The organism is Roseibium litorale, from assembly GCF_014842915.1.
Lineage (GTDB): Bacteria > Pseudomonadota > Alphaproteobacteria > Rhizobiales > Stappiaceae > Roseibium > Roseibium litorale.
This window is the reverse complement of sequence record NZ_JACYXI010000006.1, coordinates 91,508-118,424: the sequence shown is the minus strand read 5'-3', so window position 1 is coordinate 118,424 and position 26,917 is coordinate 91,508. Positions and strand designations below refer to the sequence as shown.

General features: G+C 60.0%; 26 protein-coding genes and 1 tRNA gene. 9 read left to right on the top strand and 18 right to left on the bottom strand.

Annotated elements, in window-relative coordinates; all coding sequences use genetic code 11:
- Position 1: 1 nt before the first annotated feature.
- The 3 genes from IG616_RS10995 to IG616_RS10985 all read right to left on the bottom strand — a co-directional run bounded on the left by IG616_RS10995 (position 2) and on the right by IG616_RS10985 (position 3,355).
- Complete coding sequence (locus IG616_RS10995) at positions 2–931, bottom strand: ABC transporter permease (protein ID WP_209007448.1); 930 nt, start codon at positions 929–931, stop codon at positions 2–4.
- A gap of 74 nt (positions 932–1,005) precedes the next feature.
- Positions 1,006–2,298, bottom strand: coding sequence for an ABC transporter substrate-binding protein (locus IG616_RS10990; RefSeq protein WP_192148204.1), 1,293 nt, complete (start codon positions 2,296–2,298; stop codon positions 1,006–1,008).
- Between the two features lie 64 nt (positions 2,299–2,362).
- Positions 2,363–3,355 carry an ABC transporter ATP-binding protein gene (locus IG616_RS10985; protein WP_192148203.1) on the bottom strand — a complete coding sequence of 331 codons (993 nt, stop codon included), beginning with the start codon at positions 3,353–3,355 and terminating at the stop codon, positions 2,363–2,365.
- A gap of 267 nt (positions 3,356–3,622) precedes the next feature.
- On the opposite strand from IG616_RS10985, the gene IG616_RS10980 reads away from it, so the two are divergent.
- A complete protein-coding gene (locus tag IG616_RS10980) occupies positions 3,623–4,351 on the top strand; it encodes an FCD domain-containing protein (RefSeq protein WP_192148202.1) in 729 nt (242 codons plus the stop codon).
- An 85-nt stretch (positions 4,352–4,436) separates the two neighbouring features.
- Here IG616_RS10980 and IG616_RS10975 read toward each other — a convergent pair whose 3' ends face one another.
- The 6 genes from IG616_RS10975 to bglB form a co-directional block, all read right to left on the bottom strand.
- A complete protein-coding gene (locus IG616_RS10975; protein WP_192148201.1) occupies positions 4,437–5,525 on the bottom strand; it encodes an ABC transporter ATP-binding protein in 1,089 nt (362 codons plus the stop codon).
- Between the two features lie 10 nt (positions 5,526–5,535).
- Positions 5,536–6,588, bottom strand: coding sequence for a carbohydrate ABC transporter permease (locus IG616_RS10970; RefSeq protein ID WP_192148200.1), 1,053 nt, complete (start codon positions 6,586–6,588; stop codon positions 5,536–5,538).
- Positions 6,588–7,613 (bottom strand): carbohydrate ABC transporter permease, encoded by a 1,026-nt coding sequence (locus tag IG616_RS10965; RefSeq protein ID WP_192148199.1) that lies wholly within the window; start codon positions 7,611–7,613, stop codon positions 6,588–6,590. Before IG616_RS10965 ends, IG616_RS10970 begins: the two co-directional genes overlap by 1 nt.
- 69 nt (positions 7,614–7,682) lie before the next feature.
- Positions 7,683–8,945, bottom strand: a complete 1,263-nt coding sequence (locus tag IG616_RS10960) for an ABC transporter substrate-binding protein (RefSeq protein ID WP_192148198.1) — start codon at positions 8,943–8,945, stop codon at positions 7,683–7,685.
- 93 nt (positions 8,946–9,038) lie between these two features.
- A complete protein-coding gene (locus IG616_RS10955) occupies positions 9,039–11,555 on the bottom strand; it encodes a hypothetical protein (RefSeq protein ID WP_192148197.1) in 2,517 nt (838 codons plus the stop codon).
- A gap of 55 nt (positions 11,556–11,610) precedes the next feature.
- Positions 11,611–12,711 (bottom strand): beta-galactosidase BglB, encoded by a 1,101-nt coding sequence (gene bglB, locus IG616_RS10950; RefSeq protein WP_192148196.1) that lies wholly within the window; start codon positions 12,709–12,711, stop codon positions 11,611–11,613.
- 144 nt (positions 12,712–12,855) lie between these two features.
- Here bglB and IG616_RS10945 point away from each other — a divergent pair, with 144 nt between their 5' ends.
- On the top strand, positions 12,856–13,917 hold the full coding sequence (locus IG616_RS10945; protein WP_192148195.1) for a LacI family DNA-binding transcriptional regulator: 1,062 nt from the start codon (positions 12,856–12,858) through the stop codon (positions 13,915–13,917).
- A 169-nt stretch (positions 13,918–14,086) separates the two neighbouring features.
- Here the strand turns inward: IG616_RS10945 and IG616_RS10940 are convergent.
- Positions 14,087–14,161: transfer RNA gene (locus tag IG616_RS10940), tRNA-Gly, on the bottom strand.
- 248 nt (positions 14,162–14,409) lie between these two features.
- Here IG616_RS10940 and IG616_RS10935 point away from each other — a divergent pair.
- The 4 genes from IG616_RS10935 (at position 14,410) to IG616_RS10920 (ending at position 17,067) form a co-directional block, all read left to right on the top strand.
- Positions 14,410–14,925: a prolyl-tRNA synthetase associated domain-containing protein gene (locus tag IG616_RS10935; protein WP_192148194.1), complete on the top strand. Its 516-nt coding sequence runs from the start codon at positions 14,410–14,412 to the stop codon at positions 14,923–14,925.
- A 177-nt stretch (positions 14,926–15,102) separates the two neighbouring features.
- Positions 15,103–16,092, top strand: coding sequence for a thioredoxin (trxA, locus tag IG616_RS10930; protein WP_192148193.1), 990 nt, complete (start codon positions 15,103–15,105; stop codon positions 16,090–16,092).
- A 71-nt stretch (positions 16,093–16,163) separates the two neighbouring features.
- Complete coding sequence (locus IG616_RS10925) at positions 16,164–16,844, top strand: LON peptidase substrate-binding domain-containing protein (protein ID WP_192148192.1); 681 nt, start codon at positions 16,164–16,166, stop codon at positions 16,842–16,844.
- Positions 16,845–16,863: 19 nt separating this feature from the next.
- Positions 16,864–17,067, top strand: coding sequence for a Trm112 family protein (locus tag IG616_RS10920; protein WP_192148191.1), 204 nt, complete (start codon positions 16,864–16,866; stop codon positions 17,065–17,067).
- A gap of 20 nt (positions 17,068–17,087) precedes the next feature.
- Here the strand turns inward: IG616_RS10920 and IG616_RS10915 are convergent, their stop codons facing one another.
- Positions 17,088–17,420 carry a DUF167 family protein gene (locus IG616_RS10915; protein WP_192148190.1) on the bottom strand — a complete coding sequence of 111 codons (333 nt, stop codon included), beginning with the start codon at positions 17,418–17,420 and terminating at the stop codon, positions 17,088–17,090.
- Positions 17,421–17,429: 9 nt separating this feature from the next.
- Positions 17,430–17,720: a YggT family protein gene (locus IG616_RS10910; protein ID WP_192148189.1), complete on the bottom strand. Its 291-nt coding sequence runs from the start codon at positions 17,718–17,720 to the stop codon at positions 17,430–17,432.
- 255 nt (positions 17,721–17,975) lie between these two features.
- Between IG616_RS10910 and IG616_RS10905 the strand changes: the two genes are divergently transcribed.
- Complete coding sequence (locus IG616_RS10905; RefSeq protein ID WP_209007447.1) at positions 17,976–18,761, top strand: MipA/OmpV family protein; 786 nt, start codon at positions 17,976–17,978, stop codon at positions 18,759–18,761.
- 63 nt (positions 18,762–18,824) lie between these two features.
- On the opposite strand, the gene IG616_RS10900 is transcribed toward IG616_RS10905, so the two are convergent.
- Positions 18,825–19,655 (bottom strand): pentapeptide repeat-containing protein, encoded by an 831-nt coding sequence (locus IG616_RS10900; RefSeq protein WP_192148188.1) that lies wholly within the window; start codon positions 19,653–19,655, stop codon positions 18,825–18,827.
- Positions 19,656–19,817: 162 nt separating this feature from the next.
- On the opposite strand from IG616_RS10900, the gene IG616_RS10895 reads away from it, so the two are divergent.
- Positions 19,818–20,264 carry a L,D-transpeptidase gene (locus IG616_RS10895; RefSeq protein ID WP_192148187.1) on the top strand — a complete coding sequence of 149 codons (447 nt, stop codon included), beginning with the start codon at positions 19,818–19,820 and terminating at the stop codon, positions 20,262–20,264.
- A 313-nt stretch (positions 20,265–20,577) separates the two neighbouring features.
- On the opposite strand, the gene IG616_RS10890 is transcribed toward IG616_RS10895, so the two are convergent.
- From IG616_RS10890 to IG616_RS10870, 5 genes are all read right to left on the bottom strand, one after another.
- Positions 20,578–21,597, bottom strand: a complete 1,020-nt coding sequence (locus IG616_RS10890) for a patatin-like phospholipase family protein (protein WP_192148186.1) — start codon at positions 21,595–21,597, stop codon at positions 20,578–20,580.
- 46 nt (positions 21,598–21,643) lie between these two features.
- A complete protein-coding gene (locus IG616_RS10885; protein ID WP_192148185.1) occupies positions 21,644–22,426 on the bottom strand; it encodes a 3-hydroxybutyrate dehydrogenase in 783 nt (260 codons plus the stop codon).
- 342 nt (positions 22,427–22,768) lie between these two features.
- Positions 22,769–23,554 (bottom strand): hypothetical protein, encoded by a 786-nt coding sequence (locus IG616_RS10880; protein ID WP_192148184.1) that lies wholly within the window; start codon positions 23,552–23,554, stop codon positions 22,769–22,771.
- Positions 23,555–23,701: 147 nt separating this feature from the next.
- Positions 23,702–24,463 carry a hypothetical protein gene (locus IG616_RS10875; protein ID WP_192148183.1) on the bottom strand — a complete coding sequence of 254 codons (762 nt, stop codon included), beginning with the start codon at positions 24,461–24,463 and terminating at the stop codon, positions 23,702–23,704.
- 112 nt (positions 24,464–24,575) lie between these two features.
- Positions 24,576–25,271 (bottom strand): hypothetical protein, encoded by a 696-nt coding sequence (locus IG616_RS10870; RefSeq protein WP_192148182.1) that lies wholly within the window; start codon positions 25,269–25,271, stop codon positions 24,576–24,578.
- Between the two features lie 372 nt (positions 25,272–25,643).
- Between IG616_RS10870 and ispG the strand changes: the two genes are divergently transcribed.
- Complete coding sequence (ispG, locus tag IG616_RS10865; protein WP_192148181.1) at positions 25,644–26,906, top strand: flavodoxin-dependent (E)-4-hydroxy-3-methylbut-2-enyl-diphosphate synthase; 1,263 nt, start codon at positions 25,644–25,646, stop codon at positions 26,904–26,906.
- Positions 26,907–26,917 lie beyond the last annotated feature (11 nt).

Below are 26,917 nucleotides of genomic sequence, written 5' to 3'. Positions count from 1 at the left end.
ATCAAAGCTCCTTCCGGATGTCGACGAACCGCAAGAGGATGGAAATCACCAGCAGCACCGTGATCAGGAGGATGACAGCAGTGGCAGCGGCCGACGGATATTGCAGCAGGGCCACGTCGTTGGAGATCAGCCGTCCGACGTTGGCCTTCTGGCTGCCGGACATGAAGCGCACGGTGATGAAGTCGCCCATGACCAGCGTCACGACGAAGATCGAGCCGATCATGATGCCGGGTTTGGTCAGGGGAATGATCACGTTGGTCAGGGTCTGGAAGCCGGTGGCGCCATTGTCATAGGCAGCCTCGATCAGGGATTTGTCGATGCGCATCATGGTGTTGAAGATCGGGACCACCATGAACAGCGTGTAGAGATGGACGAAGGCGAGGATCACCGAAAAATCGGAGAACAGCAGCCATTCCAGCGGCTCGTCGATGACGCCCATGGAGATCAGCGCCGAGTTGGCGATGCCGTTACGGCCCAGAAACGGGATCCAGGAGATCATCCGGATAATGTTCGAGGTCCAGAACGGGATCGTGCACAGCAGGAACAGCACGATCTGCCAGGTCTGGGTGCGGACATGGAAGGCCAGGAAATGAGCGATGGTGAAGCCGAGAACCAGAGTGATGGCCCAGGTGATCACCGCATATTTGATGGTGTTGAAGAAGACCTGATAGGTGACCGGTGAGGTCAGCAGGAATTCGTAATTGTCGAACTGGAATGCCGGATAGATCGAGAATTCCGTCGCGCCCCAGAAACTAACCACGACGATCATGGCAATCGGCAGCACCAGAAAGAACGCCAGCACGAGCACCAGCGGCAAAGACAAAAGCCAGCCGGTAACTGCGTCAGGCAAACGGCTGAGGCTGAAGCCGCGTCCAGTGCGTGCGGGGCGGGCCGGGGCCGCTTGTGGCAGGGAGGGCGTCTGATCCGTCATGAAGTCAGGGTCCGGTTGTGTCCTGGAGATCGTCCGGGGCGTTGAAGCCCCGGACGCAGTTGGTCAGGTCAGCCTCAGGCTGCGATGAACTCGTTCCACTTGCGGACCATGTACTGGTTCTCGTCCATGACGGAGTTCCAGCAGGCAACAGCGCCCATGCGCTCGTAGAAGGAGCCGCCGTCGCGGGTGTCGCCGGCCTTGGCCAGCACATCGCCGAACGGGTTGGTGATGTCGCCGGTGGCCGCCTTGCCTTCGAACCAGTAGCCCCACTCGTTTTCGCTCATGTGCAGCTTGGAGGTTTCCGGAACTGCGGAGTAGTAGCCCTGACGCATCAGGAAGCCACCGACCCAGCCGTCGAGATACCAGTTGATGTATTCATAGGCTGCATCCAGCTCCAGGCCGCTCAGGCTCTTTGACAGGCCGATGCCGCCGCCCCAGGAGCGGTAGCCTTCCTTCAGCGGCTGGTAGACGCAGTCGATGCCGCGGGACTTCACGGCGGTGATTGCCGGAGACCACATGGACTGGATCACGACTTCGCCGGAGGCCATCAGGTTGACGCTCTCGTCGAAGGTCTTCCAGAAGGCGCGGAACTGGCCGTTCTTCTTGGCTTCCGTGAAGATCGCCATGGTCTTGTCGATCTCTTCGCGGGTCATGTTGCCCTTGTCGCCATACTTGATTTCGCCCATGGCTTCGCAAACCATGGCCGCATCCATGATGCCGATGGAGGAAATGTCGAGGATCGAGGCCTTGCCCTTGAATTCCGGGTTGAGCAACTCGGTCCAGCTCTCGATCGGACGGCCGATCAGGTCCGGGCGGATGCCGAGCGTGTCGGCATTGTAGATGGTCGGGATGAGGGTCATCCAGCCGGTCTGTTCCTTGGCAAAGGCCTTGCCGTCCGGACCGTCGACAAAGCCGACCGTGTGCGGAGCGGTGCCCTGGGCAATGACGGATTCTGGCGTCAGCTTGCCGCTTTTGAAGATGCCGACGATCTTGTCGTAATTCTTGATCTTGGACGTATCCATGGCCTGCAGGTTGCCGGTCGGCCAGACCTTCTTGCAGATCCAGTACTCGATGTCGGCAATGTCGAAGCTGTCCGGCTGGGTTGCGGCGCGCTGGGTGACGGCGTCACTGTCGAGTGCGGTCATTTCCAGGTTGAAGCCGAGGTCTTCCTTCACCTTCTGGCCAACTTCGTTGAGGTTGGACACGCCCGTGCCGAACTGGCGCAGGGTCACGTTCTTGATGTTCTGTGCCCAGATGGTCGGAAAGCCGGTGATGGCGCCGGAACCGAGAGCGGCACCGGTGAGGGCCGCTCCGCCCTTGAGGAGGCTGCGGCGGCTCACGCCCTTCTTGTCAACTGTCTCTGTCATTTACTGCTCCTGTTCCCCTTTGGAGTTTTATCTGGCCGCTGGATCCGGCCTTGCATGGCGGCCCTCAGGCCGCGAGCGTGTGGGCATCTTCCGGCTTCCAGGTCAGGAAGACGGCGGTGCCGATATCGATCGGGTCCTGAAAGAAGACCTCATCGGAAAGAGAGGCCGTCAGATCGCCCGTTGCGCCTGCGTCAAGCGCCAGCTTCACGGTCGAGCCGAGATACTCGACGTCCCGGACCGTTGCGCCGAGAAGGCTGCTGGCGCTGTCCTGCGCCTTGCTGACGAGCAGCCGGTCAGCCCTGAGCGCGACACGCTTGCCTGCCTGTTCCAGGACGTTGTGGCCGCCGATGAACTTCGCCACGAACTCGGTTGCCGGCGCATTGAAAATGTCGCGCGGCATGCCGGCTTGCTCGATGCGGCCGTTGTTCATGACGATGATGTCGTCGGCCAGCGCCAGGGCTTCATCCTGGCTGTGGGTGACGTGAATGAAGGAAATGCCGAGTTCCCGCTGCAGGCGCTTCAGCTCCAGCCGCATCTTGATACGCAGGAACGGATCGAGCGCTGAGAGCGGCTCGTCGAGCAGCAGAACGGAAGGTTCGGTGATCAGGGCGCGGGCCAGGGCGACGCGCTGCTGTTGACCGCCAGACAGCTGCGAGGGCATGCGGGCGGCATAGGCGCTCATGTCCACCAGATCGAGCAGCTCAAGCGCCTTCTTCTGGCGGACGGCCTTGTCTACGCCCTTCATCTTCTGGGAGAAGGCGACATTGTCGGTGACGGAGAGGTGGGGGAAGAGGGCGTAGCTCTGGAACATCATCGCGGTGCCGCGCCGGGCGGGGGGCAGGTCGGTGATGTTGGTGCCGCCCAGAACGATGTCGCCGGCCGAAACGGTTTCGTGACCGGCAATCATTCTCAAGGTCGAGGATTTTCCGCAGCCCGAAGGACCGAGCAGGCAGGAATAGGACCCCGCGGCAAAGCGGTGGTTGATCGCGTTTACCGCGATGGTGTCCCCATACTTCTTGGTGGTGGCCGCCAGTTCCAGCTCCAGGGATCGCGCCATGGCTGGTCGTCTCCTTCAGATACCCATCGTTGCGGCAGATGACGCAAGCGCTGTGCCAAGAAGGAAACGGTCTGATTTCATTGGTATTTTCGGATTTATGCCCGCTTTGCCAAATTTCCAGATGGCTAAAGTGCACAATAATTGATCGATAAGGATACGTTTTGCTCAAAGATTGTATACGATCTTGAATTGCAAAGCGGAAGGGTCGGGCGTACCTTGAAACTCTCCCGCCGCAGTCCGGCGCGCCACCAGAAAACGACAAAGCCAGTGACCACAGCCGATCCCGAATCGAGCAATAACCTCCATGCCGTGTTCGCCCTGCCGCCGGGCCGGGCGCTCGACATCTGCCTGAACATTCAGACGGCTCTTCTGGAGCACAAGCTCGCGCCTGGGGTGAAGCTGTCGGAGGATGAGGTTGGCGAGATTTACGGCGTCAGCCGGACGGTGGTTCGAGCCGCGCTTCAGGCCCTGGCACATTCGAACCTCGTAACGATCAAGAAAAATCGCGGGGCCTTCGTGTCCGAGCCGACCATCCGGGAGGCGCATGAGGTGTTTCAGGCGCGGGCGCTGATTGAACCGGCTGTCGCCCGGCTGGCGGCATTGGCCATGACTGATAAGCAGCTTGCCGGGCTCAAGGCGCATCTGGAAGCGGAGCACGTGGCTCTGCACAAGGAAGATATGGGCCGGGCGCTGTTCCATTCCGGCGGGTTTCACACGGCCATTGCGGAAATCGCAGATCACCGGGTCTTCACCAGCATGGTCCGCTCGCTGATCTCGCGCTCGTCCCTGATCATCGCGCTCTACTGGAAACGGGCGGACACGGCCTGCGAAAGCCACTCCCATCACGCGCTGATGAAAGCTTTCGAGCTAAGGGATGCGGCGATGGCCGAAAGCATTCAGAAGAGCCATATCATCGACTTGCACTCCGGCCTCGACCTTCGCGAGAAGCCGCGCAGCGACACATCCCTCAGTGCGGCGCTGGGCCGGACTGGCTGACAGGGCTTTTCCGAGGTCACCTGATTTGAGAAATGGCAATTCCAGCGGACCGGCCGCCATTTCTCCTCTTGATAACCATTGCCGGTCATGTGCCGGCGATGCGCAGTCCGTCACCGCCGAAAAGATGCAGGTCCTTTGCATCGAAGGTCAGCCGGATGTCCTCACCGGCTGACAACGCATGCTGGCCTGCGAGAACCGCAAGCAGAAGTTCGCCTGTGGAGACGCGGGCATGCACCACGGTTTCAGCACCGAGCGCTTCGACCAGCGTTACCTTTGCCCCGATGCAGTCCTCACCTGGACCTGCCAGCCGGATATGCTGCGGCCTGACGCCCACCGTGATCTTCTCGCCGGCCTCTGCGGTTTCTGCCGGCCGGGGAACAGCGAGGGTTTCCTCGCCGAGCACGGTCACCACCGTGTCCACCAGATTGACCGCGAGGATGCTGCCGGGCAGGAAATTCATGCTCGGCGCACCGATGAAGCCTGCGACGAAGCGGTTCGCGGGCCTGTTATAGAGCTCCAGCGGTGTGCCTACCTGCTCGATATTGCCCTTGCGCAGGACGACGATCCGGTTCGCCAACGTCATCGCCTCGATCTGGTCATGGGTGACATAGATCATCGTGGTCTTGAGGCGCTGGTGCAGGGCGGACAGCTCTGCGCGCATGGAGATGCGCAGCTCCGCGTCCAGGTTGGACAGGGGCTCGTCGAGGAGGAAGGCGGTGGGATTGCGCACGATCGCACGGCCAATGGCAACACGCTGGCGCTGGCCGCCGGACAACTGGCCCGGGCGCCGGTCCAGATAGTCGCCGATTTCCAGCATGCGGGCCGCCTCGGCGATCCGGCTGTCGATCTCCGCCTTTGGCATGCGGGCATTTTCCAGACCGAAGGCCAGGTTCTGGCGCACGCTCATATGCGGATAGAGCGCATAGGACTGGAACACCATGGCCAGGCCGCGGTCGGCGGCGGGCACGTCGTTCACCAGCTTGCCGTTGATCTTCAACTCGCCGCTGGTGGGCTTGTCGAGACCGGCGATCTGGCGCAGAAGTGTCGACTTTCCGCAGCCGGACGGGCCAACGAAGACCACGAACTCCCCGTCCTGGATGTCCAGGTCGATGCCGTGCAGGATTTCGACCGAGCCATAGGACTTGGTCAGCTTTTCAAGTGTGATGCGGCCCATGCCGAACTCCCTACTTCAGACCCGATGTGGCAATGCCGCGGGTGATGAACCGCTGTAGAAACACAAAGACCAGTACGACCGGGATCATGGTGACCACCGTCATGGCCAGGATGTAGTGCCATTGCACGTTCAGCTGGCCCGCATAGACGTTCAGTCCGACTTGCAGCGTGTACGCGGTCGACCGGCTCAAGACGATGAGCGGCCAAAGGAAGTCATTCCAGCGCCAGACCACGGAGAAGATTGCCAGAACCGCAAGCGCCGGCGCGGAAAGCGGCAGCACGATCCGCCAGTAGATCTGCCATTCGGACGCCTTGTCCATCCGGGCGGCGTCGATCAGCTCGTCCGGAATGGTCAGCATGTACTGGCGCAGCAGGAACACCCCGGTCGGGGTCGCCACCGTTGGCAGGATCACGCCCCACAGGTTGTTGAACAGTCCCAGCGTGGAGATGATCGAATAGAGCGGCACGGTGATGACGCCGAGCGGCACCATCAGCGTTCCGACGATGACGAGCAGGATCAGGTCCCGGCCCTTGAACTTGTATTTGGACAGCGCGAAGGCGGCCATGGAGTTGACGATCAAGGTGATGATCGTGGCCATGACCGTGACGAAGACTGAGTTCCACAGATAGCGCAGAAAGTCGAACTGCAGGAACGGCTCGGTATAGTTGGAAGTGGCGAACTCAACCATTTCTACCGGCTTGCGGTCCTTGATGTTGACCTTCACCACCTCTCCCGGGTTTTTCGGGTCGATCATCTGCGCAATGACGCCCACGCGGCGCTTTTCAGCCATCTGGGCGGTGGTGCCATCTGGCAAGGTCACCTCATAGAGCGGCAGGGGCTTGTCGAAACCCTCCACCTGCACCTCCTGGGTGACATAGGGCAGGATGGACGGGGGGAAGGCCGACAGGGCCGCCGGGGTCTTGAAGGAGGACAGCACCAGCCAGACGGCGGGGCCGAAGATGATCAGCAGTCCCCCGATCAGCCACACCCAGGTGGCGACATCGGTCCAATGCCAGCGGTCTCCGCCGCGGCGGCGGGTCAGGAAGGAAACGACACCGGCCATCAGCGCTCCCCCTTCTTCTCGTTGCGGCGGGAGGCCGCCATCTGCATCAGGGTGAGCACCACCAGAACGGCGCCCATGATGATTGAGGCCGCAGCCGCCAAGCCGGGATTGCGCAGCTCCGAGGCAAAGCCCTTCTCGTAGATATACTGCACCAGGTACATGGTGCTGGTGCCTGGCCCGCCGCCGGTCAGCACATAGACCTCGTCGAAGACCTGCACGGCCTTGATGAGCGCCAGAACCAGCACCACGATCAGGTTTGGCATGAGAAGCGGCAGCGTGATGCGCCGGAAGACCCGCGACTTGGACGTGCCATCCATTTCGGCGGCCTCATAAAGATCCTTCGGGATCGCCTGCAGGCCCGCAAGCAGGATCAGGGTGTAAAAGCCCATATGCGCCCAGATGGACACGCCGATCGTCGCGGCGAAGGCGGCCGTGCGGTCGGTCAGCCAGTTGAACTGCTCGGCGCCGAAGGCCTCGAGCAGAACGAAGTTGAGCAGCCCGTCGCGCTGCAGGATCCAGCGCCAGATCAGGCCCACCACCACCGGCGACAGCAGAACCGGAAAGAAGAACATGGCGCGCCAGAAGCTGCGCCCGATGATCTGGCGGTTCAGGATCAGGGCGGTGATCAGCGAAACGATGATCAGCAGGGTCACCTGCAGGATGACGAAAAGCGTTGTGTTCTGCGCGGCGGTCCAGAATCCGTCCCTGCGGCAGGAGGCCGGGTCCAGATAGCTGCCGCAGGTGAAAATGTCCCTGTAGTGCTCGGCGCCGACAAAATCCCGCTGGTTGAGGAAGATTTCGATGCCGCCGGTCATCGAGTAGACGAAATTGATTGCGAAGGGGATCAGCACGAAAATGGTGAAGACGGCCATGTTCGGCAGGATGAAGAACGACGCCATGCCGCCCTGACCGGTTGCCCTCTGCAAGGCGCGCAGGGGGATGTCGATCAGGCTCATGACCGGGCGGATCACGGCAAAGGCGATCCCGCCCAGACCTGTCCGGTGTCTCTTTATGTTCGCGCTCATACGGGGGTCCCTCCAGAGAGGCCGGCGCCAATGGGCGCCGGCTTCCATGGTGTTGCGTCTGGCAGTGCCTTACTGCGCTTCCTTGACCTTCTCGGCCATGTCGGAATTGATGCGCGCATAGCCATCGTCAAGCGTCAGTTCGCCTGCGATCACCTGGCTCACGCGGGAGACCAGGGCCCCGTAGTAGGAACCTGCATACTTCCATGCCGGAAGCTTGAGCGCTTCGACCGCTGTGGTGGAGGAGGCCTGAACGAAGGTGTTCAGCACGTCCTTCACCGTCTGGCTGTCCGTCTGGAAGTTCAGGCCGCCGGCGATGACTTCCTTGTTGGCAGGCAGGAACAGGGTCCGCTCGGCGAACTCCTTGGCGACCGGAGTGGACGCCAGGTATTCCATCACGCGCGCCACTTCTTTCGGGTTCTTGGTGTCCTTCATGGCCACCACGGCAGCGCCGCCCGGCATGCCGGTGCAGGCAGCCTGTCCGCAGGGGCTGCCGGTTGCAACCCAGTCGAAGGCATCGTCGATCTTGGTGGCCAGGTTGGCGACCTGCCAGGAGCCGGAATAGTAGAAGGGCACCTGGGCGTTGATGAAGTCATCAGCAGCGGGGCGGTAGGTGGTGCCGGCAGCAGACACCCAGACGTCCTTGGCGTGCAGGCCTTCGTTGTTCCACTTCACGAAGTCGGCGATGAAAGCCTTCATGCCGTCGTCAACTTCATTCGGCAGGCCCTTCGGGCCGATGAATCCGGCGCCATAGGAAATGGCCGGACCGGCGATCCGGTGGCCCGAGCGGTCGATGGCAAAGGCATAGGGAAGCTGCTGGCTTTCGGCCACCTTCTTGGACGCTTCCACCCAGTCGGACCAGGTTGCGCCGGGGCCCGGCAGCGGAACACCGGCCTGCTCGAACAGCGTCTTGTTGGCAAAGCCGCCAGTGAGCGTGATCTGGGTCATGAAACCGGTGATGGCCGGGGAGCCGTCCAGGCGCATCCAGTCGGCCTGGTCTTCATAGTTCTTCACCCAGCTGACCGGATCAGACAGATACGGGGTCAGGTCGAGCCAATACTGGGCCAGGTTCTTGATGTCCGTGACGCGGGCAATGTCCGGGCCGTTGCCTGCGGCAAGCTGCACCGGAAGCTGTTCCTTGATGACGGAATAGGCCACCTCGTCAACAATCACGTTGATGTCAGGATTGTCCTTGGAAAACCGGCTGATCAGGTCCTTGAGGACTTCGCCCTCGTTGCCGTCGGAATACCACATGATGCGGACATCGCCGGCAAGAGCGGTGGACGCCGAAAGCAGCGCCAGACCGGCGGCCGCAAAGAGTGCCTTACAGTTCATTACATCCTCCTCCTTCGTTCGGCGGGTGATCCCGCCATTTTGCAGTCCGGTGCAGGCCTCCTTCCCGCACAAAACCTTTGCCATCCAGCCGGACTACCCGCCGGATGGGAACTCCGTGGCCTGTCCCGCAATGCTCCAGTCCGCTGGATCGATCATCCGGCCTTCGGCCGAAACACGCCCATCCGCGTGGAGAACCACGGTGCCATAATCAGGGTCGGTCACCTCGAACGTATCTTCACATCCCGGCATAACGCCAAGCCTTTTGTATCTGGATACAAATCCGTCAATCGTGTCAACGTCTTGCAGGTTGCCGAGTCTGACAAGCCAGACACCCAGCCTTCCGGGCAGCCGCAATTCGCTGCCTGTGGTTGGCCCTTGTCCCACCAGTTCAAGCGGGCCACTGCCTTTCAAGAGCAGAAAACCATTGTCCGACCGGGCTGCAGCGAGTTCACCCATGAGACGGGTTTCGTCGAAGATCTGGTGCGGGAACCAGGCATGGGTGAAGTCCGGTTGTTCCGCCGCGCAATCGAACATCAGCACGGCCAGGCCGCGGTATTGCCAGACGCGCGGAAGGGTGCCCGAACCGCCCCAATAGGACGGGCGGCCATAGCCGGAGTGAATGACCTCGCCCGGGTGATTGATCCAGACCTGTGCGTCCGGATTATCCCCCACGCGGGCATGGATAACCGTTTCCTGATAGCCCCATTCGTTCCAGCGGTAGCCGGCCGCCGTTCCCATGGCGTAGTCGCTGGTCTTGTAGTGATAGAGCCGGGCCATACGGTCCTGGCCCTGCGCGAAGCACCATTCCTGCGCGGCGGGCGAGTGCCAGTCGGCCACGGCAGACAGATCTTCGGGGATTTCCAGCCCGTGATCGCGCAGGCACAGGGCCATCTGCGGCAGGGCATGGACCCGGCGGCCGTAGTTTCCGGTGCCCCAGATCAGACGGGCGATACCGGAGAGCTCCAGGGATCCGGCAGCGCGCAAGGTGTGTTCATAGGAACGGCCCTGCGCCCCGGTCAAAAGACCATGGTGCGCGGAACGGGCAACGATCAGCACGAGCCGCTGGATTGCCTTGCGGGCGCGCTCCCGCACATCGGCGTCCGGTGCCAGGGCGAAGAGGGCGGTCAGGCCCTTGAGGTCGATGGGGAAATAAGGGGCCGAGTTGAACTCTGCCATCTCCCATTCTTCGAAATGGTCCAGCCAGGCACGGACCCGCGCCAGCCCGGTGGCAGACTGTTCCCGGCCGGATCTCCCGGAGCGCGTGAACGTGGCGTCAGGAAGAAGCGCCCCGGCCAGATAGGCCGCGGTATGAAACAGCAGCGCGTGGTTTTCCGAGAAATACCACTGCACGTCATTGCCAGGCTCATCCATCCAGTAGCGGAAGGACAGAATGGTCTTGTCGATGCTGGTGCGGGTGTCCGCTCCAATGTGCGCGCCGAAGACCGTCCGGCACCAGAGCAACGGCACCAGGGCAAAGTCCGCGCAGTCATGGCAATCGTCGATCGCGGGCAGAGTATCCGCCATCATCCGGTCGGTTTCCGGGCCGGAGCGTCCTGCGCCGAAGCGTGCCAAAGCCGTCACATTGTCCGGCTCGCCATAGTCGGCGATCTCGTTCAGCGCCTCGCGGATACGGTCCGCCTGAGCGGCGGGTGCCTTGCCCTGACGTTCCGCATGGCAGATCTCGACGCCGAAGACGCGCGAAGCGGTGAAGCCGCCTGTGCTGAGAGCGACGTGAAAGTGCCTGAAGTCGGACGGCAGTACGCTGGTTTCACCCACGCCAATCCGGGCTTCCCCCGGTGCGAGCTGCTGGCGGATCTGTACGGGCTCTTCCCGGGAAATGAAATCGCCTGCGACCGTCACCTTGGCTTCCACCTCAGCCTGGAGGGGAGCAGATGTGATGAGCGCAACCTCTCCCGAACGGTAGACCGGCTTTTCAAAGTGCATCCGGTCGAGGGCGAGTTCCATCGAGGCGGCGGTTCCAGCCTCGACAGGAACGGGCAGCGCCTGCTCTGCTCGCGGGCCGGACACGTAGTCCAGCTGGAAGAAGTAACGGGCGTCACGTTCGGCCAGATCGTCGAAGAAGATCGCGATCTCGTTCTCTCCGGCAGCGAGCTCCACGGCGAACTCAGCTTTGGCTTCCAGATTGCGGACATAATCCGCCATCCATCCGGCTTCCTCGCCATTGACGAAGAGCACCGCGCCGCCGCATGTGCCGAGGCGCAGTACGGCAGTCCCGGCCTCCGTCACGCTGATGCAGGTCCGTCCCCAGGTGCCGATGACGGTGGGCCTGAACCAGAAGCCTGACATGTCTACCCGCGGCGACCCGAAGGGCAGCCAGAACCGGTCCAGATCAAAGACTCCCGCCACTTCGGGCCGCTTGCCCCGGCGCTCTTCAGCAAAGGCGGTCCGGCAGGGGTACTCATGCGGAATGAAGTTCTTGTGCTTGGTCAGGAAGAAGAAGGGGTCCATTTCCCCCTTCATCGGCTGGTCCGGCACATCGTAGCGGGCCTCGTTCGTCCGCCCCAGTTGCCAATAGGTCACCGGTGCGCCGTGCGCCAGCGGGCGGCGCAGGTGGTCTTTCTCTGCAGGAGAGGCCGCGCGAAGGATCATTTCAGATCAGCCACCGGAACAGGAGACACGCCGGTATGGGCCTGGTTTTCACCGGTCATGCCGCCTGTTCCTTTTCTCCGGAATGAAGCAGCGCTTCACTCAGGCACAGGATTGCAAGGGCCTGGCCATAGCCGGTCGGCTCGATCGGGATGTCTTTATAGAACTGCAGCGTGCCGCCCATGCGCGTGCCATAGGAGACATTGCCGACGGTTCCGGTCTCGTCGATGTTGTCCATGACGGCCTTGACCGCGCGCAGTCCCGCGTCCCGGCAGCCCTTTGGTCCGATGCCGAGCCTTGCGGCCTTTAGCAGGCCGTAGCCGAACCCGGCGGTGGCGGAGATTTCCTCATAAGAGGTTGGATCGTCCAGCAGCGTGTGCCAGGCGCCGGAAGGTGCCTGAAGCTTCAGCAGCGCATCAATCTGGGTCTCCAGAACGCCAAGAAGGAAGCTGCGGACAGGGGCGGGGATCTCGGCCAGCTCGACCAGATCAAGAATGCCGAGTGTGATCCAGGAATTGCCGCGGCCCCACAGGGCGCGGGCGAAATTGTGCCGCCCGTCGAAGGTCCAGCCGTGGAACCACAGGCCGCTGTGCGGATCGGCGAGATAGCGGGTGTGCAGCAGAAACTGGTGGCAGGCCTCGTCCACCAGCTCGCGGCGTCCGCTTGCCTGACCATAGGAGGCGAGGAACAGGCCGACCATGACCAGCGTGTCGTCCCACAGTTCCTGATCGTTGATCTTGTCCGACACAATATGCGGCAGACCGCGCTCGGACGTGCGCGGCATCTCGTGCAGAATCCGGTCAGCCCATTTGTCCATCACATCGGCCCAGCGGGGATCACGGGTTTCACGCCACAGCAGGGAAAGGGCGAGCATGGGGGCAGTTGTGTTGATGTTGAGGCCCGGCAGACCTTCGGCGATCCGGCCGGCGTACCAGGTCTCCACCAGCGTTCTCAGTTCCGCATCGCCACTTTGCAGCCAGAAGCGCACGAGCCCATAGAGGCCGATGCCCTGCGGCCATTCCCAAGAGGTGAAGCTGATGTAGTCGCCCGGAGTGCCATCCAGGTTGGGCTCATCATACTGGCCGTCGTGACGCAGGCTGGTCATGCCATCGACAAGCAGCTTCAAGCGTTCGCGAACCGCGCGTCCGTCAGGAACCATGTTCCTGTTCCTCCCGTTTGAGCCGCTTCGTTGATTGTAAAAAAAGGCTGAGCGACAATTGTCAAAAATCGTGGCATAGGGATATTTCTTGCGCAATATGAAAAATTTTTGCGTAATGGCGCAATCTAGGTGGATAGGCTGCTGATGACAATCCTTGCGGGAAAGAAGGTTAAGCCAAGCCGTAAGGTGCGTCTTGAGGACATCGCCGAACGCTGCGGCGTATCGCTCAGCACAGTCTCGAGGGCTCTGGCTGGAGAGAAGGGGGTAAGCGCGGACATCCGCGCCAAGGTCGCCGAAGTGGCGCGCAGCCTGAACTATCAGGTTGCCGCCTCACTGGCAGGGCGCAAGGTTATTCTGGCGGCCAGCAGCGCCGCGATGATCGACTATGTGCGCAATCAGTTCACGGCACATGTGCTCGAAGGTCTCCATCAGAGAGCAGAGACCTTGAGCGTCGAGATCGTCACCCAGCCGGTCGCAAGCGCTGCGGAGGATATCGGCATGCTGAGGACCGCTGCCGCAGACGAGAGCGTTGCGGGCTTTCTGTTTCTCAGCCTTGACGATGATGACTTGCTCGCCCTCACCAGCGGCTTCGGCAAACCGGTGGTGCTTATCAACGGCGAAGATCCCCTCATGCGCTTGTCGAGTGTGTCGCCCTGCAACCGCTCAGCTGCTCATATGGCCACGGCTTATCTGCAAGGGCTTGGTCATGAGCGGATCCTGTTCGTGATGCGGCGGGGACGCAGCACCATCGAACGGCGCTTGGAGGGCTGGCGGGATGCGATGCTGGCTCAGAAAATCTCCGGTGCGGACGACATGGTGATTGTGGTCGAGGACTGGCTTCCGGAATTGGCTGCAGCGGCCGTTGAGCAGCGTATCGCGAGCCGGAAACTTGACTTCACGGCGATTCTGGCCGCAGGCGAAAGTCTTGCTGCCGGGGCCATGCAGGCCATCTCGCGTGCCGGGTATCGGGTGCCTGACGATGTCTCAGTCATGGGCATAGACAACCTGCCGCAAGCAGGTTTTTACAATCCGCCCCTCACTTCAATCCATGTCCCGATGCGCGAGATCGGAGCGGCGGCACTCGATCTTCTTTTCGGTGCGGCCAGCTCTCTGGCTGGTCCTGCGCAGCGGATCGAACTTGCCTGCCACATTGTTGAACGCCAATCGACTGCGGTTGCCCCTCGCAAGAGGGCAGGCCACTTATAGCGTGTTTTTGCGGCAGTCTTTTGCCCGGATGGATTGGTGGGATCTGAAATCTGCGGAACGGTGTTTAACAACGGCCGTTCGGAGATGTGTGCGCAGCCTTAGCAGAAGGCCATAAAGCAAAAAAAGCGCCCCGGAGGACGCTTATTCAGCTTTCCAGTTTCTGGGAAACTGGAGCGGGCGATGGGATTCGAACCCACGACCCCAACCTTGGCAAGGTTGTGCTCTACCCCTGAGCTACGCCCGCATTTTGTGTCCGACCCGGAAGCTCGTTGGCTGCCTGCGTCGGCGAGGTGCGCAGTATATGGACCATGGCGAGAAGGATTGCAATAGGCTTTTTTCGGGGTCAGAAATTGGCTTCGGTCTGTGGATAATGTCTGTGGGTTAAAACGGAAAAAGCGCTGATTTCTGCAATGTTTAGGATGGATTTCAGCTTGTGGCAAAATTCGATTTGCGGCAAGACAGAGCGCAAGACGACTAAAAAAAGGTGCGGACATGCCGGCGGCTAGAGACGAGCTCATGCAATTTTTTGAGGCCCACGGTCTCAAGGTATCGACGGTGGATCATGAGCCGGTTTTCACCGTGGCGGAATCCGGTGATCTGCATGACCGCATTCCTGGCGGCCACACGAAGAACCTGTTCCTGAAGGACAAGAAGGGGCGTTTGTTTCTTGTCGTTGCTCTGCATGACGCCACAATCAATCTGAAGAAGATCCACGAGGTGATCGGCGGCCAGGGACGTGTGTCCTTCGGCAATGGCGACCTTCTGTTTGAGGTGCTGGGGGTGATGCCGGGCTCTGTTACGCCTTTTGCCCTGATCAATGACCGGGATGCGCAGCGCGTGACACCTGTCCTGGATGCGGCCATGATGCAGCATGAAGTGCTGAACTATCATCCGCTCAGCAATGACGCGACGACGGCCATATCTAATCAGGATCTGCTTGCTTTTGTGCGCGCCTGCGGACACGAGCCGCAAGTGCTTGCTGTCAGCGAGGAAGCGCAGGCGCTCTAAGGGGCTCTCTTACGGGTTCGGTGCGGAAAGCCGTCTGCGTCTTCCGATGGAAAACTGCCCGAGATCGGATTTGTAATTCCGGATGCCGGGCGCCATGTTATGGGAAAGTGAAATTGAGCCGCAATAGCGGCAGCGCCGCAGCGGCTGCGGCAGCAGGATCGGAACGAGGCAAAGTCAATGAGCAGCGGTGGTTTTTCGATGGGTGGCCAGGTTGGCGCCGGATTTGGTGGCAGCATGGGCGGCGGCGGTTTCGGTGGCGGCAACGGTGCAGGCGGCCCCTCGGGCGGTCAGGGCGCCGACGACCTGATCAAGGACGTCACCACCCAGAGCTTCATGGCGGATGTAATGGAAGCATCCCGGACGCAGCCGGTTCTGGTTGATTTCTGGGCTCCCTGGTGCGGGCCGTGCAAGCAGCTGACCCCCGTGATCGAAGCTGCCGTGCGGGCTGCCAAGGGCGCGGTCAAGCTGGCCAAAATGAACATCGATGATTATCCGGAAATCGCCGGGCAGCTTGGGATCCAGTCGATCCCGGCGGTCATTGCGTTCAAGGACGGCCAGCCGGTCGACGGTTTCATGGGCGCTCAGCCCGAGGGCCAGATCAAAGCCTTCATCGAACGGCTCGGCGGCAAGGCTCCGGCCAATCCGGCTGACGAATATCTGGAGCAGGCGGCTGAGCTGCTGGCGGCCAAGGACTATGGTCAGGCTGCGCAGTTTTTCGCCGCGGTGATGCAGATGGAGCCGGACAATGTGCGGGCCATTTGCGGTCTCTCCCAGTGCTATGCTGGCGCTGGTGAACTGGAGCGTGCCCGCGAAACCCTTGCCCTCGTTTCAGAGGACAAGCAGGGTGACGATATCTACGGCGCTGCCAAGGCGGTTCTGGAGCTTGCCGAGCAGGCTGAGGCGCTTGGCGACCTGGGCGAGCTGATGAGCCGGATCGAAAACGACCCCAAGGACCTCCAGGCGCGTCTTGATCTTGCGCTGGGACTGTCCGCCAAAGGAGACCGGACGGGTGCTGTGGACCAGCTGATCGAAATCGTCCGGCGTGACCGTGAATGGAACGAGGACGGCGGACGCAAGCAGCTGCTTCAGTTTTTCGAGGCTTGGGGGCCGAAAGAACCTGCCACGAACTATGGCCGCCGGAAGCTGTCGTCCGTGCTGTTTTCTTGACCTTGCCGGGTCCGCGCCACAGATACGTTTTATCACTGTGAGAAAGCAGCCACTGGAAAGGAATGTGCGTCATGCAGGCAGGAAACGCCATCTATGAAACGATTGCGGATCTGCCACCGGTTCTGCCGGTTTTTCCGTTGACCGGAGCCTTGCTTCTGCCGCGGACCCAATTGCCGCTGAACATCTTTGAGCCGCGCTATATCGCGATGTTCGACGCGGCGCTGGCCGGGAACAGGCTGATCGGAATGATCCAGCCTGAACTCTCCGGAAACGACACACAATCGGAAGGCGGGGCGCTGGCCCGGGTCGGTTGCGTCGGGCGCATCACCAGTTTTCAGGAAACCGGTGATGGCCGCTATCTCGTAACCCTTCAGGGTGTTGCCCGGTTTGCTGTGGTCCGTGAGATTGAAGCGGTGACGAGCTACCGCCAGGTGGAATGCGACTTCGCACCTTTCGCGGCGGATCTGTCGTCCGGTGAGGGTGAGGAAGATGTGGACCGGGCTGCGCTCCTGGACACACTTCGGGCCTATCTCGACGCGAATGATCTGGAGGCTGACTGGAAGAGCGTTTCGGAAGCCGAGACGGAAATCCTTGTCAATGCGCTCTGCATGATGTGCCCCTATGGGGCGCAGGAAAAGCAGGCGCTGCTTGAGGCTCCGGATCTGAAAACCCGGGCTGACACGTTGATTGCGATCACTGAAATTGATCTTGCTCGTTCCCAAGGCGGCGAGGGCGGCACGACGCTGCAATAGACCAACGAAGGTATTTTAGATGACAGACAATCCGCAGCCCCAGTCAGAGCGCAAGGTTGACCGCAGGCTTCTTGAGCTTCTCGTTTGTCCGGTGACCAAGACCACTCTGGAATATGATGCGGAACACCAGGAACTGATTTCCCGGGCTGCCAAATTGGCCTACCCCATCCGAAATGGGATTCCGATCATGCTGGCGGACGAAGCCCGGCCAATCGACATCTGACCGGATCTCCCGCACAGTGATCAGTCCTTTGCCGGGTTCGCGAGCCTGGCAAGAGCCGTTTCAATTTCGCTGCTGCCGCCCGAAACACGCAAGGTCTTTATCCGGGAGGTTGATCCGCTTTCGAGCGAGACGGCAGACTTGGGGACGCCAATCGTTTTGGCGATCAACTGGGTCAACGCCTTGTTTGCCGAGCCTTTTTCGGGAACGGCCCGGACACGCGCCTTCAGTATCGGCCGCCCGTCGGACAGGACCTCCAAACCGTCAACACCATCCTTGGCAGCCTTCGGCGTCAGGCGGACATCAATCAAGACGTCTTGACCTGAGCGTCGCCAGGGGACTGCTGTTCCGGTCATTATCCGGCGTCAAAAGACGTTCGGATAGACGTATCGGATGATGACGTTCTGGATCAGGAAGATCAGCAGCAGCAGGGCGATGGGGGACAGATCGATACCGCCGAGGTTGGGCATCACGCGTCTGATTGGCCGCAGTGCCGGCTCGGTCAAGTTGTAGAGCATCTGGCCGATGCTGTAGACGAGCTGGTTGCTGGAGTTGATGATGTTGAAAGCATAGAGCCAGGAGAAGATCGCGCTGGCAATGATCACGTAGGTGTAGAGCTGAAGCACCAGGAGAACTACGTCGAGGATTGCGCGCATCGGGATCCATCCATGGGTTGCCGGTCTGAATTACTGGATTTCATGTAGCTTTCTCTTCTCCCATCCGCAAGACGGGGAAGGGCGGGAAGCCTTCAGGATCAGCGGTTTTGTTTAACAAAGGTCCGGAAACCGGCTTGCAAATGGGCCACAGGGGCGCGGAAAAATGCCTTGGCGCAGAAAAATGAGCCTTTTGTGCACTTTTGGTTTTGGACTGAGTGATAAGGTTGAGCCCAAATTCTGAAGATGCGTGGGCTGATGATGAGTGAATTCCTGAAGCGATTTGGACTGGCCTTTCTGGCTGCGGCTGCCGTGACCCAGGCTGCAAGCGCGCAAGAGACCCAGCGCCAGTATGAAGTGGATCTCGGCGTCGGTGTCAGCCTGGCTCCGAAATACGAGACCGCTGAGTCCTATCTTCTCAGCCCGTTCCCGCTGATTTCCGTCGGACGTTTCTACGTGCCGGGTCTGGGCCAGGTTGTGGACGGAAAGCGCAAGACAGGCGTGTTTTTCTATCCGAGCTTTGGTTTTATCGGTGAGCGCAAGCCGTCCGACAGCGCTGACCTGACCGGTACGCGTAAGGTCAACTGGGCGCTTGAGCTTGGTCTTGGCGGCGGGTACCGCGCTGAAAACTGGCGGGTCTTTGCAGAACTGCGCCAGGGGATCAATGGCCACCATGGTCAGGTGGGCCGTCTTGGGGCCGATGCGATTATCTTCCCGATGGACCGGGTGGAAGTCAGCTTCGGTCCGCGTGCGGATTTTGTCTCGGGCAGTTACATGGACACCTACTTCGGCGTGACCGCAGCGGAAGCCGCCGCAAGTGGTGGTCGTCTGTCTGCCTATAATCCTGACGGCGGCTTCAAGTCTGTCGGGCTGGAAACCCGCATCAGCTACGACTGGACGGATGATGTGCGCGTGCATCTGCAGGGCGGCTACGACCGTCTGATCGGGGATGCGGCCAAGAGCCCGCTGGCAAAGAACGGCTCCAAGGACCAGTTCACCGTGGGCCTTGGCGTCACCTACAAGTTCCGCTTCGACCTGTTCTGACGGGCATAGCAAGCTGTTATTGAGAGACATAAGGCCCGGGCGGTTCGCACCCAGGCCTTGCTTTTATGAGCAGGGCTTGAGCGTGATGCCGTAAGGCAGCTTGGTGTTCTCGTCACCACACGCGTCAATGATCCGTTCCTGGGACAGACCGGTGACGCCGGTCAGATCAGCCCCCTTCAATTGCGTATGGCGGAGCAGGGCATCCGTGAGATCGGCGCCGGACAGGTTGGCACCTGTGAAGTCCGCGCTGGAAAGCCGCGTTCCGCTGAGATCTGCGTCCTGAAAATTCGCGCCAGCGGCAGATACTCTGTCGAGATCGGCCTGCTGAAGGCGGGTCTGGGACAGGTTGGCGCCCTCAAGATTGGCCCGCTCCAGATCCGCCTGATCCATCTTGGCGCCCTGGAAGTTGGTTTTGGCGGCGGAGGCCCGGATGAAGCTTGCATTGCGGAGATCCGTGTCCGCGAAGTTTGCGCCTGTCAGCCTGGTTTGGCTCAGATCCGCATTCCGCATGTCTGCGCCATTGAAAACACTGCCGCTCAAGTCGGCTTTTTCCAGATCGACTGAGCGCATGGAGACATCGGTAAAATCGGACTCGGGCATGAAGCCGCGTTCCAACTCGGCCCGGCGCAAATCTCCACCCTTGAAGTTGGCCTTGGGCAGCCGCGCCATTTTCAAATCGGCTTCCCGGAGAATCGTGCGCTCGAAATTGGCGCCATTAATCGTAAGGTCGCGAAGATCGGACAGTCTCAGGTCGCATTTCGGGCAGCCGTTGTCGGCTTCGATCTTCTGGCGGTCCTGTGCATGAGCTGGGAAGACAAAGACAGCGGCGCCCATGACAGCCGTAGCAAGACGGAGCATTCTGGAAGAGGGCATGCGGGCTGACTTCATCGTCATGGCAGGGATCCTGATTTGGGCTTTCACGATAGGTAGGCACATCGGGTGCCGATTCCTAGGGCAGCCTATTCCCGATTTGCGAAATTACTCTTAGCGCAGGGTCACTTGCCAATTGTGTCAAATTCCAGGCAATTTGAGATGATGACCGATAGGAGGCCGCAGATGTTGAGAAGGGCGTTGAATTTTCTGGCAAGAATAGCCGCTCTGGTCGCTGTATCCGGCTGGATGTCTGCCGGTCTCGCGGAGGCGGCGGCTGTGCAGGCGCGGGTGGATCTTTCCTCTCAGACCATGCAGGTCAGGGTCAATGGCGTGCTGAAATACAGCTGGCCTGTCTCAACCGCCCGGCCCGGCTACCGCACACCCGTTGGCCGGTTCAAGGCGCAACGGCTGCACAAGCGGTACTTCTCGAAGAAGTATCACAACTCACCCATGCCCTATTCGGTGTTCTTTTATCACGGCTATGCGGTGCACGGGACCAATGACCTCAAGCGCCTCGGCCGCCCAGCGTCCCACGGCTGTGTCAGACTGCACCCGCAAAATGCGCGAACGCTGTTTTCACTGATCAATCAGAACGGCAAGCAGAACGCGGAGATCGTGATCACTCGTTGACCCTGTCTGACGGTACGCGATTGCTGCCGGGGATTTTAGACTGAGGGGAGGGAAGAGACAGGCGGGGTCGCAGTTGCCTGCCTCTTCCATCTACTGTCGCTGACGACGCACAACCTGACAATCAGCGTGCCAAACCTATCGCAAGACCCTTGCCAGTTTATTGGCACGCGAATGGAGCGATATGTGGGGTGCTGCACTGATGATTTAGCAATATATTGATTTTGTTCAGGCTTTGCTAAGGATGTGCGCATTGCAAATTGCAAGGCGGCTTGCGATGTGAAGGTTAAGCGGTGTTAAGCCCTTCCAGGGCCGCTCAATCGAACTCGGTCTTGAGATCAATGGTCGAGTTCTTGCCGATTGCATCGAAGGACGTCTCGAGCCAGGTGTCCGCCGCCCTCCGGCCAATGGCTTTCAGCTCGGTCAGGAAAGCCCATTCGGCGTTGCTTTTCGAAGATGCCTGAAGCGGCTTCAAGTCGTCGCCGTCGATCCGGTGCATGCGCACTTTCATGTATTTTTCGTCGGGCAGCTTGCCCTCCTCAATCAGCCTTCCGACGAAATGGGCCGCGCGCATTTCCCGCAGGAGGCTGGAGTTGAAGGTGATTTCATTGAGGCGGTTGACGATCTCGCGGGCGGTCTTGGGGACCTCCCTGCGCTCGATCGGGTTGATCTGGATGAGAACAATGTCGGGCGTGTCCGTCTCATAAAAGAGCGGATAGAGCGGCGGGTTGCCCATATATCCGCCGTCCCAATAGGGCTCGCCATCGATTTCAACGGCCTGAAACACATGGGGCAGACAGGCGGAGGCCATCACCGCATCCACGGTCAACTCGTCCTTGCTGAACACCCTGATCTTGCCGGTGAAGACATTGGTTGCCGCGACGAAGACCTTGAGCGCCGTGCAATCGCGCACGGAATCGAAATCGACGATTTTTTCGACGACCTCGCGCAAGGGGTTCACGTTCAGGGGATTGAATTCATAAGGCGACGCAAGGCGCGACATGAGATCGAAGGCGATGTAGCTGGGTGAAAAATCCAGGCTCCATTGCCCGAGGGCCACGTCCAGCGGCGAGCGGCGGATCGGGCTGAAGAAGGACTGTTTGCTGACCTCGCTCCAGAAGTCGTCCAGAGCCTCCCGTGCGGCGGCAGCCCCGCCGTGGTGATATCCCGTGGCCAGAACCACGGCATTCATGGCACCTGCTGAGGTGCCGGTCATGCCGTGGATCTGGAGCCGGTCATCTTCCAGCAGTCTGTCGAGAACACCCCAGGTGAAGGCGCCATGCGCTCCGCCGCCCTGAAGGCCAAGATTGATGCGCTTGGGCGTTGTGCTCGTCATCGCCTGATCTTTCTGGATGTCTATGAAGGATGGGCCTTGGCGTGGGTTATTGCGCCGTCCAGCCGCCATCGATGGATTGCAGCGAGCCGGTGATCGAGGCCGCTGCATCGGAGCAGAGGAACACCGCGAGAGCGGCAACCTGCTCGACCGTCACGAATTTCTTGGTCGGCTGTGCCGACAGAATGACGTCACGCTTGACCTCTTCCTCGGAGATGCCCCGGCTCTTGGCTGTGTCCGGGATCTGCTTTTCGACCAGCGGCGTCCAGACATAGCCCGGGCAGATGGCGTTCACGGTGATGCCTTTTTCCGCGACCTCCAGTGCGACGGTCTTGGTCAGGCCGGCGATGCCATGCTTGGCCGAGACGTATGCGGCCTTGTAGGGCGACGCGACCAGGGCGTGAGCCGACGCGGTGTTGATGATCCGGCCCCAGCCCCGCTGCTTCATGCCCGGCAGAGCGGCGCGGATGGTGTGAAACGCGGAGGACAGGTTGATGGCGATGATCGCGTCCCATTTTTCGACCGGAAATTCATCGACGGGAGCGACATGCTGAATGCCGGCATTGTTGACCAGAACATCGACGGAGCCGAACTCGTTCTCGGCATTGCCGATCATGGTGGCGATTTCTTCCGGCTTCATCATGTTGGCAGCGGAATAGGCGCAGCGGACGCCGAAATCGCTTTCAATGGCGGCGCGGGTTTTCTCGATCTCGTCCGCGTCGCCCAGCCCGTTGATGACGATGTTTGCGCCTTGCTCCGCCAGAGCGCGGGCATAGGCAAGACCGATCCCGGAAGTCGAACCCGTGATAACGGCAGTTTTCTTCGAGAGCATTTCCAAAATCTCCTCTTCAATGGGCAGGACGACTTTTTCCGATGTTTATCCGCACTGCAACATCACTTTTGTATCCTTGCGGATATTTAATGAAGGCTGCCTTTGGAAGGGCGGGGCTTGTCGTCGTGCAAAATCTTTAACCGGGAGGCAGCAGGCGGGAAAAGGCCTGGAAGGATTGGCAAATTATGCAGGAAATTGATCGGTTTGATCCACGCCGGAGCGTGAGGTCAGGTCTGGTCCCGTTTGCTGTCTGACCACGAGATACTTGGTGTGCGTAGCAGCAATTTCCAGCCCGAAGGACTAAGTCCGGCAGAGAATACTGCCGGACAGTTCGACGCAGTGTCAGGCCGTGCCCTGATTTTGCCGCTCCAGCGCCAGCCGGTATCCGGCGGTGATGACTGAAATGCCCAGCACGGTCACGATGATCTGGATCAGCAGGCCCAGAAGCATGAATTTGAACTGGATCAGCACCAGGGGAAGGCCTGCCGCGACGAAGGTCAGGATCATCTGAAGTCCAACGCTGGCGAGGATGAAGGGTAAGGACAGGACAATGCCAGCGCCAATCATCGGCCAGCCCAGCCCGACACCCAAGGCATGGGCTTCCTTCAGACCGATCGGCCGTTCGACCGCAGTTGCTGGCAGCATCAGATTCAGCCGCATCAAATGCGGAACCAGGAAAATGAAGGCGGCCCCGTAGATGATCACTGCGACGATGCCGGACCCAATCAGAGCCGAAAGGCCGAAAGCGACGAGACCGACCGGAAGGAAGACCGCTACGGTGACCAGCATGATCAGCAGGGATTTACCGATAAAGCTCAGTTCCAGTCCGCCGACCTTCAGATGGATCAGATCCGGGACCTCGCCAAGCAGGCCATAGCGATGCCAGGCAACGCCAATGGAGGCGGAAGAAACCAGGCTGAAAATGCCGCTGACAAGGGTCATGAAGAGCGCGGAGGTGCTGGGGCCGCTGGTACTGGAGGCCCCGGCACTCGTGAGTTCCGGCACGAAGACCATGATGCAGATCTGAAATACCAGAAGCAGCAGGAACCAGGCGCCGCAAGCCCTGAAAACCACGTCAAGACTGCTGAAAACAAGGGAAAAGGCGTCGGAGAGAATGCGCTTGAACAAGAGAAACTTCCTCTAATTTTTTGAGTGAGCAGTCTTTTGCTCAAATGATTGTTCGGTGTGACTTGCCTTCGAAGTGGCTTGTTTTGATACCTGCTGCTCGGGAGACCCTTACGTGAGATTTATCAAGGGGAATGGTACCCTGATCCCTCAAGCGTTCGAATCTTGCTCACGCTCGATGGCGGTGCGGTAACCCGCGGTGATGACGGCAATGCCCAAGACGGTGACGATGATTTGAAGCAGTATTTCTAACAGCGCGAATTTGATCTGGATGAGAATGAGCGGCAGACTTGCTGCGGCCAGATTGAGCAGATACTCGATGAATTCCGTCGCCAGAGTAAATGGCAGTATCAGCACGATGCTTGCAAATACCATCTGAAGGCCTACGCCTTCGCCGAGCGTGAAGGCTTCGCCGATTCCCAAGGGCTGATCTATAGCTGTTGCAGGCAGTGCCAGATTGAAACGCATCAGGAACTGGCTGAGGAAAAGGTAGGCGATGCCTGTGGCCAGAAGCGGCATCAGGATGCCTGAAGAGGCGGTGCTAAGGGTAAGGCCAATTGCCGCAACTGGAAGGAACATAAGCAAGCCGATCAGTCCGATCAGCAGGGCTCGCAGCAGAAACCAGAACTCCAAGCTGCCGAAGCGCAGATGAATGGTGTTTGGCTTTTCCCCGGTAAGAACAAAACGATGCCAGGCGACTGCGATGGAAGACCAAGAAAGCACCATGGTTATGATTGCCGCCAGCCACGCAAAAAATGCGGGTGCAGATGTCTCTCCTGGGCTTGAAGGAAACGCCAAGATAATCACCGAAAGCGTGAACTGCAAAGCGAACCAGGCGCCGCACATCTTGAAGACCACATCTAGATTATTGAACGTCTGATGGAATGCGTCGGAGAGAATGCGTTTGAACAACCGGTTGATCCTGAGAGTGTTCGAGAAAACAGAGCTGCCACTATGGCTTGCAGCTCCTGTGAGTACAAATTTTTTGCTGGTCTTGCAGTCTTGTTTTCCTCAAGGCTGCCCCTCAGAGGGAAACATTGGTTGGCCGGAGGCGCTCGGCGGCAATGCGGTACGCAGCGGTAATGACGGCGGTGGTGACCAGGCATTTGACGACAAGGAGCACTGGGGGAAGCAGCATGGTTTTGATCTGCGGGAAGACTGTGGCTGAACCCTGATCCAGCAACGAAACGGACCGAGGAAGAGCGTAATTGGTAAGAAAGACGGGTATGAGCAACACAAGGGTGGCGCCGAACATCGGCAAGCCAAGGCCCTTGCCGTAGTTGTAAGCAGCCCGGAACCCGATTGGATGGTCAATGGCGCTTGCCGGCAGAGCAAGAGCGGCCCGGAGAAGAAGAGGGGCTATCAGGAATGACACAGCCAGGCGGAGCGGATCTCCAACGGTAAAGACAAGTTCGATGTCCTCCATCATCATGATCGCCATGACACGAAGGACAATGAAGGCTGCGGGGATGGCGCTCAGCACAAGCAGCTTTCCCGTGAACTTTATTTCTCTCCGGCGGAACTTAAAATGCAGGCGGTTGGGTCTCTCTCCCAACAATGCGTACCGGTGGAAAGCCACGGCAATGGAGGCGGATGCGGCAAACTCGTAGACACTCTGCATGACCGCCGGGAGCAGCTGTTTCGTGAAATAGAGGAGCTGCAATGCGTAGAAGTGACCGGTCAGCCCTCCCAAGTGGAATTCGGAAAGTGAAGGTGTCATTTGAATGATGCCAACCTGGCAAATCAGGAGCACCACGAGCCATGTGCTGCAGATGCGGAAAACAATGCTCAGATTGCAGAAGACAAGACGGAATGCGTCAAGGAGAATGCGTTTGAACAAGGAGGAGTCCTTCTGTTCTGCCCAAGTGGCCCAATGCAGCTATGACGTGCTCTGATCGGTGATCAGGTCTCTCTAGGTGTATAAATCAAAGATCCTTGCTGGCAATCCTCTGATTGTGCGTCCATATGAAATGTCTGGCCACAGCCTGCGCCATTGCCCTTTTGGCGCGGGGGCACTAATCAGGCGGTAAGGTCCGGGGGCGGAAGAAATCTCCTGTTCCTGACCCAAGGACGCAACAAGACGGCAGATCCTATGATCGACAATTTTGCAAAACCCAAGACCCGGCGCCATTCGGTTGCGGTGAAGGTTGGCAGCGTGACGGTAGGGGGCGATGCTCCTGTCGTGGTGCAGTCCATGACCAATACGGACACCGCCGATGCGGATGCCACCGTTGCGCAGGTGGCAGCGCTGGCCCGGGCCGGATCGGAACTCGTCCGCATTACGGTGGACCGGCCGGAGGCCGCGGCCCAGGTGCCACGGATCCGCGAGCGTCTGGACCGGATCGGCATCAATGTGCCGCTGGTCGGGGACTTCCACTACATTGGCCACAAGCTGCTGAGCGATTATCCGGACTGCGCTGCCGCGCTTGATAAATACCGGATCAATCCGGGCAATGTCGGCTTCAAGGCCAAGCGCGACACGCAGTTCTCGCAGATCATCGAGATCGCCATGAAGCACGGCAAGGCCGTGCGGATCGGGGTAAACTGGGGCTCTCTGGATCAGGAGCTTCTGACCAAATTGATGGATGAAAACGCGGTCAGTGCAACGCCGGTCTCGGCAGCCGCGGTGATGCGAGAAGCGATCATCCAGTCGGGTCTTCTGTCCGCGCAGCGGGCCGAGAATCTCGGCATGGGCCGGGACAAGATCATCCTGTCGGCCAAGGTCAGCCAGGTTCAAGACCTGATCGCGGTCTATGCGGACTTGGCTGAGCGCTGCGATTATGCGCTGCATCTGGGCCTGACGGAAGCGGGCATGGGCACCAAGGGCATTGTGTCTTCGGCGGCCTCCATGGGCATCCTGCTGCAGCAGGGCATTGGTGACACGATCCGCGTGTCCCTGACGCCGGAGCCTGGCGGTGACCGCACCCGCGAGGTGCAGGTGGCGCAAGAGCTGCTGCAGGTCATGGGCTTCCGGGCCTTTGTGCCCGTCGTCGCAGCTTGCCCCGGCTGTGGCCGCACGACCTCGACCGTCTTCCAGGAACTGGCCCAGGACATTCAGGATCATATCCGCGTCTCCATGCCCATCTGGCGGGAGCAGTATCCGGGTGTCGAAGGCCTGAACGTTGCCGTGATGGGCTGCATTGTGAATGGCCCCGGCGAATCCAAGCATGCGGATATCGGCATCTCGCTTCCAGGGACCGGGGAAACGCCGTCTGCACCGGTCTTCATCGACGGGGAGAAGGTGACCACCTTGCGCGGTGAAGGCATTGCCGACGAGTTCAAGCAAATGGTCCTCGACTATATCGAGCGGCGTTTCGGCGCTCCCGGCAAGGCCTCTCAGGCCAGCAGGTCCTGAGCAAAGAGGAC